The sequence below is a fragment of the Streptomyces sp. NPDC057638 genome, from assembly GCF_042800315.1.
In the GTDB taxonomy this organism is placed as follows: Bacteria; Actinomycetota; Actinomycetes; order Streptomycetales; family Streptomycetaceae; genus Streptomyces.
In genome coordinates this window covers 1-10,152 of record NZ_JBHVHF010000292.1, presented here as the reverse complement: position 1 = coordinate 10,152, position 10,152 = coordinate 1, and the positions used below count along the sequence as shown (strand labels likewise).

The window sequence follows — 10,152 nt, the reverse complement described above, 5'->3', positions numbered from 1 at the left end:
TTCGGTGTTTCCAACCTTACCAGATCTTTTTCCCGCCGTTTCCGGCTGGCTTTCCGATCCAGTGGCCGTTGGAGTGGCCTTCGCCTTTCGGCTGACCCGACTTTATCAGAAGCATTTCGGCTGAGCGAATCAGCGTGGTGATCCTGATGAAGGAGTCGATTGGCTCTCCGGGAATTTGAATTTCCGTTGAGAGCGAGAGAGAAACTATCCGGTCGCACTCGACTGTGTCCAGTCCGAGGCAACCGTTTGAATCTACCTCCCCGCATGGACCGTGTCAACGGTTTTTGCGGACGAGGAGGAGACTAGCAGGTCAGAGAGGGCGGACGCACATCAGGCGGCGGTGGGGAGGTCGGCGCCGCGGTCGTCTTCGGCGATGTCGCCCTGGGCGCCAGTGCGGGCGGCTCGGGCGCCCAGGATGTAGACGTAGGCGAGAAAGGCCAGCTCAGCGGCGATTCCGATGGAGATCCTGGCCCAGGTGGGGAGTCCGGAGGGGGTGACGAAGCCTTCGATCAAGCCGGATACGAAAAGGACGAGCGCCAGTCCCATGGCCATGCCGAGGGCGGCCCTGCCCTGCTGGGCGAGGGCCGTACGGCGAGGGAGCGGGCCCGGGTCGATCAGGGTCCAGCCGAGGCGGAGACCGGTGCCGGCGGCGATGAAGACAGCGGTCAGTTCGAGGAGACCGTGTGGGAGGACCAGGCCGAGGAAGGTGTCCAGGCGGCCCACCGCGGACATCAGGCCGATGCCGACACCCAGGTTCAGCATGTTGAGGAGCAGTACCCAGATGACGGGGAGGCAGAGGAAGGCTCCGAGGGTCAGGCACAGCGCGGCGGCCTGGGCGTTGTTCGTCCATACCTGGGCGGCGAAGGAGGCCGCGGGGTTGCTGGAGTAGTACGTCTCGTACTCGCCGCCGGGGCGGGTCAGCTCGCGGAGTTCCGCCGGGGGTGCGATGGCGGACTGGACATCGGGGTTGGCTCCGATCCACCAGCCGATGAGGGCGGCGACAAGAGTGGAGAGGACCGCCGTCGGGATCCACCAGTAGCGGGTGCGGTAGACGGCGGCCGGAAAGCCCTCGGTGAGAAAGCGGGCGGCGTCACGCCAGGTGGCGCGGCGGGTACCGGTGACCGTCGCGCGGGCGCGCGCGACGAGCCGCGTCAGTCGGCCGGTGAGCGCCGGGTCGGGGGCGGTGGACTGGATCAGGGAGAGATGGGTGGCGGTGCGCTGATAGAGGGTGACGAGTTCGTCGGCCTCCTCGCCGGTGAGGCGGCGGCCACGGCGCAGGAGGTGTTCGAGGCGGTCCCACTCGGCGCGATGGGCGGTCACGAAGACGTCGAGATCCATGTCGGCTGCTGCTCCAGGCACTGGGTACGTACGGTTCGTACGACTGCGTCGCGCTGTCCGTCAGCTTGGCAGACTGAGATCGGGACGGGCAGGTCAGGTCGGTGGTGAGGGAGGCCGCGATGAGTGCGCTGGTGACAGGGGACGCGGTCGTCCTGGGAGTGCAGCCCGCGCGGCTGCCCTCGCGTGCGCTCGCGCTCGCGCTCGACATGGTGGTCGTGTTCACGGTGTATCTGCTGGTGTCGCTCGGGGTCGCGGTGGCGACCGCGTCGCTGGACGAGGCGGCGGCGCGGGCACTCTCCATCGCGACGTTCGTGCTGGTCCTGGTGGGTGGGCCGATCGCCGTGGAGACGCTGAGCCAGGGGCGGTCACTCGGCAAGCTCGCCTGTGGGTTGCGGGTGGTGCGGGACGACGGGGGGCCGATCCGGTTCCGGCACGCGCTGGTGCGGGGGGCAATGGGGGTGGTGGAGATCCTGATGTCGTTCGGGGTCATCGCCTGTATCGCGTCGCTGGCGTCGGCGCGGGGGCGGCGGGTCGGGGATCTCTTCGCCGGGACGCTGGTGATACGGGAGCGGGTGCCCGTACGACGGGACGCGGGCCTCCCTCCCCCGCCGCACTGGCTCGGGGGCCGGTTCGCCGAGCTGGACCTGTCGACGGTGCCGGAGCCACTCTGGCTCGCGATACGTCAGTACCTGACGCGGATGGGCGAGCTGGACGCCGGGGTGAGCTGGTCCCTGGCCGGGCGGCTCTCCGGTGAGCTGGCGGAACGGACCGGGGCGCCCATGCCCGAGGGCATGCCTCCCGCCGTCTATCTGGCGGCGCTGGTGAACGAGCGGCAGACACGGGATGCCCGGCGGGCGTTCGCGGGGGCGGCCGGGGGCGGGGAAGCCGGTACCGCGGTGGGTGCGCTCGTCGGGGATACGGGCGGGCGTGAGGTTCCGGTGACAAGGGCGGCCACGGGGTTCGTCGCCCCGTCCGCGGTACCCGATGGTGCGACCGGTGTCGATGTGGTGGGTGAGGGGAACCGAGAGACGGGCACGGTCGGGGAGGGGCAGCACCAGCCGGGGGCGGCGGGGAAGCCGGTACGGGGGACGGGGTTCGCTCCTCCCGCCTAGAGCTTCCCGGTGTTCTGGGGAGGTCGCTCCCCAGGCGTCGTCCCGGAGGTGTGTTCCGCCGGTGGGAGGGCCGGGGCCTGGGACGAGGTCGAGGGACTGAAAGCGGAGGCGGCCGTGCCGGGGGTCAGGGGAGGACCGAGGGCGGGGACTCCAGGTGCTCCAGTTCGATGCCCGGGGCGGCCAGGACGACATCGCCGGCGAGGTGGATCGTGTGCTGCTCACCGGTGTCCAGGGCGCTGACCTGGTATTCGTCCACGGTCAGCAGCCCACTGTCAGTGGGGTGGGTTTCACTGGTCACCAGGGCCCAGGACTGATCGAGAGTACGGGGGGCGAGCACCGGGTCCGTGAACGCGACGAGGCGTACACGGGTGGCCGGGGAGGAGGGGGTGAGGCGCAGCAGACGGGCGGTCGCGACGAGGAACGCGGGGGAGGTGCCGGTGAAGGCGTGGGCGGGGGCGTTGCCTTCGATGGCGTGGGTGCCGCTGGGGTCGGTACGGACCCAGGTGACACCGTCGAGCGCGGCGCCGCGGACCTGCCAGCTCGCGGCGTGGAGTTCGAGCCGGATGGGGCGGCCGAGTTCGTCGAGGGCGAGGTCGACGGAACCGGCGTGGTCGCCGGAGGGGGTGGTGAGCTGGGAGACATAGCGCCAGCCGGAGGGGCCGGGCGCGCAGTGGAAGTGTTCTTCGCCGAGAGGGGTGTGATCGTGCGGATCATGGAGCGAATACCGGCCGCGGGGCATAGGGGCGTCGGGGTCCTTGTGCGGTGAGGCTCGTGGGCGCGGGGGTGCCCTCGGTCGGCTGAAGGCTCTCACAGGCGGGATGAGGGCGCTCGGGCGTGGGCGGCTGGGTATGCGGGCCGCGGGGGTGCGCGTCAGGGCCGCCGGATGTAGGTCATGTGAGGCTCGGCGGGGGTCGGTCGCCGCTCGTGGGCGCCGGGCCCTGTGCCCGGAGACGGGTCACCCGGGAGAACACTCACCGGGTGAGGGGCCACCGGGCCCGGTCGCCGTCCGCGGGGACGGGGACCAGGCCCGGTGGGAGTAGCTCAGTAGCGGTAGTGGTCGGGCTTGTAGGGGCCCTCGACCTTGACGCCGATGTACTCCGCCTGCTCGGGGCGCAGGGTGGTCAGCTTGACGCCGAGGGCGTCGAGGTGGAGCCGGGCGACCTTCTCGTCCAGGTGCTTGGGGAGCACATAGACGTCGGTCGGGTACTCCTGCGGCTTGGTGAAGAGCTCGATCTGCGCCAGCGTCTGGTCGGCGAAGCTGTTGGACATCACGAAGGACGGGTGACCGGTCGCGTTGCCCAGGTTCAGCAGACGACCCTCGGACAGCACGATGATCACCTTGCCGTCGGGGAAGGTCCAGGTGTGGACCTGCGGCTTGACCTCGTCCTTGACGATGCCCGGGATCCGTCCCAGGCCGGCCATGTCGATCTCGTTGTCGAAGTGGCCGATGTTGCCCACGATCGCCTGGTGCTTCATCCGCGTCATGTCCGACGCCATGATGATGTCCTTGTTGCCCGTGGTGGTGATGAACAGATCCGCGATCTCGACGACCTCGTCCAGGGTCGTGACCTGGTAGCCGTCCATCGCCGCCTGGAGGGCGCAGATCGGGTCGACCTCGGTGATGATCACACGCGCGCCCTGGCCCCGCAGGGACTCCGCGCAGCCCTTGCCGACATCGCCGTAGCCGCAGATCACGGCGACCTTGCCGCCGATCAGGACATCGGTGGCGCGGTTGATGCCGTCGACCAGCGAGTGGCGGCAGCCGTACTTGTTGTCGAACTTCGACTTGGTGACCGCGTCATTCACGTTGATCGCGGGGAACAGGAGGGCGCCGTCACGGTGCATCTCGTACAGACGGTGGACGCCGGTGGTGGTCTCCTCGGTCACGCCGCGGATCTCGGAGGCCAGGCGGGTCCACTTCTGCGGGTTCTCGCCGAGGGTGCGGTTGAGGAGGGTGAGGATGTGGGCGTACTCCTCGCTGTCCGCGGTGGCCGGGTCAGGGGCCTGACCGGCCTTCTCGAACTCGACGCCCTTGTGGACCAGGAGGGTGGCGTCGCCGCCGTCGTCCAGGATCATGTTCGGGCCGCCGGTGGGCGAGTTCGGCCAGGTCAGGGCCTGCTCGGTGCACCACCAGTACTCCTCCAGCGTCTCGCCCTTCCAGGCGAAGACGGGGACGCCCTGGGGGTTCTCCGGGGTGCCGTTCGGGCCGACGGCGATGGCGGCGGCCGCGTGGTCCTGGGTGGAGAAGATGTTGCACGAGGCCCAGCGGACCTCGGCGCCGAGCGCGACCAGGGTCTCGATCAGGACGGCGGTCTGCACGGTCATGTGCAGGGAGCCGGTGACCCGGGCCCCGGCGAGCGGCTGGGACTGCGCGTACTCCGCGCGGATGGACATCAGGCCGGGCATCTCGTGCTCGGCGAGGGTGATCTCCTTGCGGCCGAAGGCTGCCAGGGAGAGGTCGGCGACCTTGAAGTCCTGGCCTGCGGCGACAGTCGTCATGACGGGCTGCTCCTCATGTTCTGCGATAGGGGGCGTGGGCAGGGCTGGCTGTGCGGCGGTGGGCAGGGGTGTGCCCGGGATCCGCTCGCAGCGCAGTCCGTCGGAGGCCCTCTCTCCACTCGGCCGACCCTCGGGGGGCCGCCCGACCGCCATCAGCAGCGACGCCTGACTCCCCCGAATCTACACCGGCCGCCACCGTGAGCCCCAGCCCGCACGGGGACGTGATCCGGTCAGAGACGGGAGGGGCGCGGGGGGCCGTCGTCCGCGGCCGGGGTGCGGTAGATGTCCGGTTCCAGGTAGATCACCCGGGCGATGGGGCAGGCGGCCCGGATGCGCCGCTCGGCGGCGTCGATGGAGGTGGCGACCTCGGCGGCGGTGTCATCGTTGGGGACCGCGATCTTGGCCGCGACCAGCAGTTCCTCGGGACCGAGGTGGAGGGTGCGCATATGGATGATCCGGGTGACGCTGTCGCCGTCGACGAGGGCGTCCGCGATCTTCCGCTGGTCGTCGAGCGTGGCCGACTCGCCGAGCAGGAGGGACTTGGTCTCGGCGGCCAGGACGAGGGCGATGAGGATCAGCAGGACACCGATGCACAGGGTGCCGATCCCGTCCCACAGGCCGTCGCCCGTGGCGAGGGAGAGGCTGACGCCGAGCAGGGCGAGCAGCAGGCCGACCAGGGCACCGAGGTCTTCGAGGAGGACGACGGGAAGTTCGGGTGCCTTGGCCCGGCGGACGAACTCCGTCCAGGAGAGGGCGCCCCGGACCTGGTTGGACTCCGTGATGGCGGTACGGAAGGAGAAGGTCTCGGCGATGATCGCGAAGACGAGCACGCCGACCGGCCAGTACCAGGCCTCGATCGGGTGGGGGTGCTTGATCTTCTCGTAGCCCTCGTAGATCGCGAACATGCCGCCGACCGAGAAGAGGACGATGGAGACGAGGAAGGCATAGATATAGCGCTCACGGCCGTAGCCGAAGGGGTGCTCGGGGGTGGCGGCGCGGCGGGCGCGGCGGCCGCCGAGGAGCAGCAGGGCTTGGTTGCCGGAGTCGGCCAGGGAGTGGACGCTCTCAGCGAGCATCGAGGACGAGCCGCTGAAGAGGAAGGCCACGAACTTGGCCACCGCGATGGCGAGGTTGGCGCAGAGGGCCGCCACGATCGCCTTCGTACCACCGGACGCGCTCATGTGTGCCGGGTTCCCTTCGTCCATACGTCACACGGGCGTCGCCGGAGGGGATGCGCGGCGACGGCGGTTCAGACCGCCACAGTGGCGCGGAACAGGGTGCCGGTGTGGCCGTTCGGGGCGGAGATCTCGACTGGTTCGCCCGCACGGGCGAACGCCGACTCGCCGGGTGCGAGCGTCAGTTCGTTCGCGGTGACGCGGCCCGCGGTGCACAGGAGGATCTGCGGGGTGTCGGCGGTGAGGTATCGGGGGGTGGCGCCGGGTGCCAGGAGGTGGCGGGAGAGACGGAACTCGTCGACCGGGGTGTCGTACAGCTCCTCGCCGGAGGGGGATGCCTCGGGCCGCAGTACGGAGGGTTCATGGGCGTCGAAGCGGACGACGCGCAGGAGTTCGGGGACGTCGACGTGTTTGGGGGTGAGGCCACAGCGCAGGACGTTGTCGGAGTTGGCCATGATCTCGACGCCGAGGCCGTCGAGGTAGGCGTGGGGCACACCCGCGCCGAGATAGAGGGCCTCGCCGGGCTGGAGCCGTACATGGTTGAGCAGCATCGCGGCGATCACGCCCGCGTCGCCCGGGTAGTGGTGGGCGAGCGTCGCGTACGGCGTGTAGGGGCCGCCGAGACGGTGGGCGACAGCGGTGGCGCGTTCGACGGTGGCCGCCATCTCCTCCTGGTCGGCGGTCAGGACGGCGGTGAGCACCTCCCGGAGCGCGGCTTCCTCCGGCTGGGCGCGGAGCAGGTCGGCGTACGGCTTGAGCGGGTCGAGATCGAGACCGGCGAGGAGTTCGGCCGTCTCGGCGGGGGGACGAAAGCCGCAGAGGCCCTCAAAAGGGGTGAGGGCACAGATGAGTTCCGGCTTGTGGTTGGCGTCCTTGTAGTTGCGGTGCGGGGCGTCGAACGGGATGCCCGCGCGCTGTTCGGCGGCGAAGCCCTCCCGGGCCTGCGCCAGGTCCGGATGGACCTGGAGGGAGAGGGGCGCGCCCGCGGCGAGCAGCTTCAGGAGGAAGGGCAGGCGGGGGCCGAACCGGGCCACGGTCCGCGCGCCGAGCTGGGCGACCGGGTCGGCGGTGATCACATCGTTGAGCGCCCCGCCGGCGATACGCGAGGGGGCTCCCGGGTGGGCGCCCATCCACATCTCGGCCTGGGGCTCGCCGGTGGGGGCGGTGCCGAGCAGGTCCGGGATGGCGGTCGTGGACCCCCAGGCGTAGGGGCGCACGGTGTTGGAGAGGCGGTCCATGGTCTGCTTCTGCTTCTTCCTTGCGGGGCTGGTGAGGGTGGCTCCCGCTGGTGGGGCTCGGTGTCCGCGGGGCCGGGCGCCCGGGAGAGGCGCCGGGCCGGGTGCGTACCGGTTCTGGTTCCGACCGGGCCGTACGGCCTGTATGGGACATGCCAGGGCAAGACACCAGGGGGTCTTCAACATAGCGCCGTCCGCCCGTATGGGGTCTCCCCGGACGAAGGCCGCATGGGCGTCCCACCGGATGACGTCCGGGCGGCGGGTCTGGTGGGGCCTGGTGGCGGGGGTGCCCCGGTGCCTGGCGGGCGCGGCGCCGAAGCACCTTACGTACCCGAAGGGCGGGGGTGCGGTGCCGGGGCACGGCGGAGGGACGACGTGGTGAGGACACGACGGTTCGCCGTGGGCCCGCGGCGTCCGGTACATGGGGTCTCCCCAGGCCCGCGAGGGCCGAGGCGCGGCGCCCCCCCAGGCCCGCGAGGGCCGCGGGAAGGGGCCGCACGGCGGAGGTACGTGGCTCGTACTCGGCGTACTCGCGCGGTCCGGCAGCGCTGGGGGCACTCCCCCAGGCTCCGCCCGGGGGTACCCCCACCCAGGCTCCGCCCGGGGGTACCCCCGGGCGGGCCGAAGGCCCAGGGGGAGAGGTGCCGTAGCTGTCGTCGCGGGCCGGTGAACCTGTCCGGTCACAGCACTAAGAGGGGGTCGCCGGGGTCGCGAGCGCGAGGTAGACGGCGGCGAAGTCCGTGACGGCGAGGAGTTCGGCGAGGGACTCCAGCTCGCCGCCGTCGCCCTCCGGTTCGAGTTCGCTGATCGGGGTGTCATGGCCCAGGGCCAGCTCGCGGGCGGCCGGGGCCGCCGTCAGCCCGCCACTGGGACGGTCGCGCAGCAGCACCACGCGGGCGCGCAGGGCCTGGGGTTCCTCGACCCGGTCGCGGAAGAAGTCGTCGGGGTCGGCGCCCGCCGCGAGGTCGCCCGCGAGGAGGACGCCATGGGCCGGGAGCGCCTCCGGCAGCGGGGCCGCGAGCGCGGGCCGTCCGGCCAGTTCGGCCAGGACCGCGGCGAAGCGACGGCCCACCGGGGCGGCGCCGGTGCCCTCGGTCCAGATGAGGGGGAGGCTGTCGGTCAGCTCGGCGGCGAGCGTCTTGGCCGGGTTGCTGTAGGTGGCGATGGCGGGGCCGCAGCGTTCGGCGGTGCGGTCCAGCCGGTCGGCGACGGCGGCGAGGGTCTCCAGGGGTGCTTCGAGGAGGCCGACGCGGTCGAGCAGGGCGACCAGGGGGGTGAACAGGGACCAGAACGCGCCGGGACCGGCCGACAGCGACCCTTCGTACAGCTGTTCGTGTGGGGCGGTGGCCATCGGGACGGCCAGGCCGTGGATCCCGTCGAGGCTCTCGGCGAGCGGGGACCGCTGCGGGGCGACCGCGACGACGGTGCAGCCGCGCCGGTACGCCTGTTCGGCGAGGAGGGCGAGACCGGGCTCGGTGCCGTCCGTGGTGGCGATCAGCAGCAGGTCCAAGGAGCCCGCCCAGCCCGGGAGGGTCCAGCGCAGCGCGCCGGGGGCGGGTGCGACACCGGCGGGACGCAGCCGGGTGACCGGGGCGCCCGCGCCCGCGAGGGCACTGATCAGATCGGCGGCGCCGGTGGCCGCGGCACCGGAACCCGCGACCAGTACGGCCCGGGGGCGGCCCTCCGGCTTCAGCTCGGCGATCCCGGCCTCGGCCGCGTGACGGGCGGCGGTACGGACACGGGCGCCCGCCTCCGCGGCGCCGCGCAGCAGACCTCGGCGGTCGGCGCGGGCGAGGGCTTCCGGAGCGTCGAGGAGTGACTCGTCGAGCATGGGATGGGGTCTCCGATCGCCGGGCGGTCGCGGTGGGGCGCGGGAGCGGGTCGTCGCGGGCGGGTGTCGCGGGAGCGGGTCGCGGGCGGGTGTCGTGTGTCGTGTCGGGCGGCTGGTTCAGGAGGGGCGGCGGGCCTCGTCGACGAGGAGGACGGGGATACCGTCACGGACGGGGTAGGCGAGGCCACAGGTGTCGCCGGTGCAGACCAGCTCGGACGTGACGGCCGTCGCGTCCTGCTCACCCTGCTCACCCTGTTCGTCCCGCGCCTCCGAGGCGTCGACCGTGCGGTCGGCGAGAGGAGCGCGGCAGGCGGGGCAGGCGAGGATCTGGAGGAGGCCGGGGTCGAGCTGGGAGGGCATGAGGCGGGCGTCCTTCGGTGGTACGAGACGGGTGCGGGCGACGTCAGCGTACCGCTGGGGAGCGGGTCGGGGCGCGTTGGTACGGGGCGTTCCGGCGGGCGATGCGGGTGGGTTCCGCCGTCGCGGGGCCGGGGCGCGCGGCGACCGAGCCGCGCGGGCGCCGGCATACGGAGACGACCGGGCCCCCCGGTCCCGTGACCCGGCCCGCGACTCAAGGGGACGGGACCGTGCGGCCCGGGTGTCGGCATACGGAGACGACCAGGCCCTCGCGCACCGTGACCCGGCCCGCGCATCAAAGGGGATGGCACGGGCCGACGCGGAGGTGACCCTCGGTGGGCCGCCCCGGGCACGGGCCGACGGCACTCGGGCGTCTCCGGTGAGGGCGATTCCCGCGACCGGCCGGACACGGGGTGGGGCCCAGGCGTCGCGGGGTGATGCCGGTCGGGCGGACAGGGTGGGGCGAGTACCGGCCCGGGCGGGACGTACCGGAGCGGGGGGCGATCGGCACGCGCACCCCGTCGGCGCCGTGCCCCTCCTGGCCCGGGTCGGGCGCCGCACGGACGGGGTGCGCGCGACAGTGGTGTGCCCGCGGGCTGAGGCTG

Annotated in this window: 8 protein-coding genes; 1 reads left to right on the top strand and 7 read right to left on the bottom strand. The window is 72.1% G+C overall.

Going from position 1 to position 10,152, the window contains the following annotated elements; genetic code table 11:
- Nucleotides 1-330 precede the first annotated feature (330 nt).
- The gene (locus ACFVIM_RS28520; protein WP_384307123.1) at nt 331-1,338 is read right to left on the bottom strand and encodes a stage II sporulation protein M; all 1,008 of its coding nucleotides are present in this window, start codon (nt 1,336-1,338) and stop codon (nt 331-333) included.
- Between the two features lie 119 nt (nt 1,339-1,457).
- Between ACFVIM_RS28520 and ACFVIM_RS28515 the strand changes: the two genes are divergently transcribed.
- A complete protein-coding gene (locus ACFVIM_RS28515; protein WP_384307120.1) occupies nt 1,458-2,450 on the top strand; it encodes an RDD family protein in 993 nt (330 codons plus the stop codon).
- Between the two features lie 124 nt (nt 2,451-2,574).
- Here the strand turns inward: ACFVIM_RS28515 and ACFVIM_RS28510 are convergent, their stop codons facing one another.
- The 6 genes from ACFVIM_RS28510 to ACFVIM_RS28485 form a co-directional block, all read right to left on the bottom strand.
- Entirely contained in the window at nt 2,575-3,189 is a 615-nt protein-coding gene (locus tag ACFVIM_RS28510; protein ID WP_384307117.1) for a hypothetical protein, read from the bottom strand.
- A 302-nt stretch (nt 3,190-3,491) separates the two neighbouring features.
- The gene (gene ahcY, locus ACFVIM_RS28505; protein WP_384307114.1) at nt 3,492-4,949 is read right to left on the bottom strand and encodes an adenosylhomocysteinase; all 1,458 of its coding nucleotides are present in this window, start codon (nt 4,947-4,949) and stop codon (nt 3,492-3,494) included.
- Between the two features lie 230 nt (nt 4,950-5,179).
- Nucleotides 5,180-6,130: a cation diffusion facilitator family transporter gene (locus ACFVIM_RS28500; protein ID WP_384307111.1), complete on the bottom strand. Its 951-nt coding sequence runs from the start codon at nt 6,128-6,130 to the stop codon at nt 5,180-5,182.
- A 68-nt stretch (nt 6,131-6,198) separates the two neighbouring features.
- Nucleotides 6,199-7,362 (bottom strand): mannose-6-phosphate isomerase, class I, encoded by a 1,164-nt coding sequence (gene manA, locus ACFVIM_RS28495; RefSeq protein ID WP_384307109.1) that lies wholly within the window; start codon nt 7,360-7,362, stop codon nt 6,199-6,201.
- A gap of 685 nt (nt 7,363-8,047) precedes the next feature.
- Complete coding sequence (locus tag ACFVIM_RS28490) at nt 8,048-9,190, bottom strand: SIS domain-containing protein (RefSeq protein ID WP_384307106.1); 1,143 nt, start codon at nt 9,188-9,190, stop codon at nt 8,048-8,050.
- A gap of 117 nt (nt 9,191-9,307) precedes the next feature.
- Complete coding sequence (locus tag ACFVIM_RS28485) at nt 9,308-9,550, bottom strand: Trm112 family protein (RefSeq protein ID WP_384307103.1); 243 nt, start codon at nt 9,548-9,550, stop codon at nt 9,308-9,310.
- Nucleotides 9,551-10,152 lie beyond the last annotated feature (602 nt).

Coding starts and splice junctions, on each gene's coding strand:
- ACFVIM_RS28520 (WP_384307123.1), bottom strand. CDS start 1,338: ATGGATCTCGACGTCTTCGTGACCGCCCATCGCGCCGAGTGGGACCGC.
- ACFVIM_RS28515 (WP_384307120.1), top strand. CDS start 1,458: ATGAGTGCGCTGGTGACAGGGGACGCGGTCGTCCTGGGAGTGCAGCCC.
- ACFVIM_RS28510 (WP_384307117.1), bottom strand. CDS start 3,189: ATGCCCCGCGGCCGGTATTCGCTCCATGATCCGCACGATCACACCCCT.
- ahcY (WP_384307114.1), bottom strand. CDS start 4,949: ATGACGACTGTCGCCGCAGGCCAGGACTTCAAGGTCGCCGACCTCTCC.
- ACFVIM_RS28500 (WP_384307111.1), bottom strand. CDS start 6,130: ATGAGCGCGTCCGGTGGTACGAAGGCGATCGTGGCGGCCCTCTGCGCC.
- manA (WP_384307109.1), bottom strand. CDS start 7,362: ATGGACCGCCTCTCCAACACCGTGCGCCCCTACGCCTGGGGGTCCACG.
- ACFVIM_RS28490 (WP_384307106.1), bottom strand. CDS start 9,190: ATGCTCGACGAGTCACTCCTCGACGCTCCGGAAGCCCTCGCCCGCGCC.
- ACFVIM_RS28485 (WP_384307103.1), bottom strand. CDS start 9,550: ATGCCCTCCCAGCTCGACCCCGGCCTCCTCCAGATCCTCGCCTGCCCC.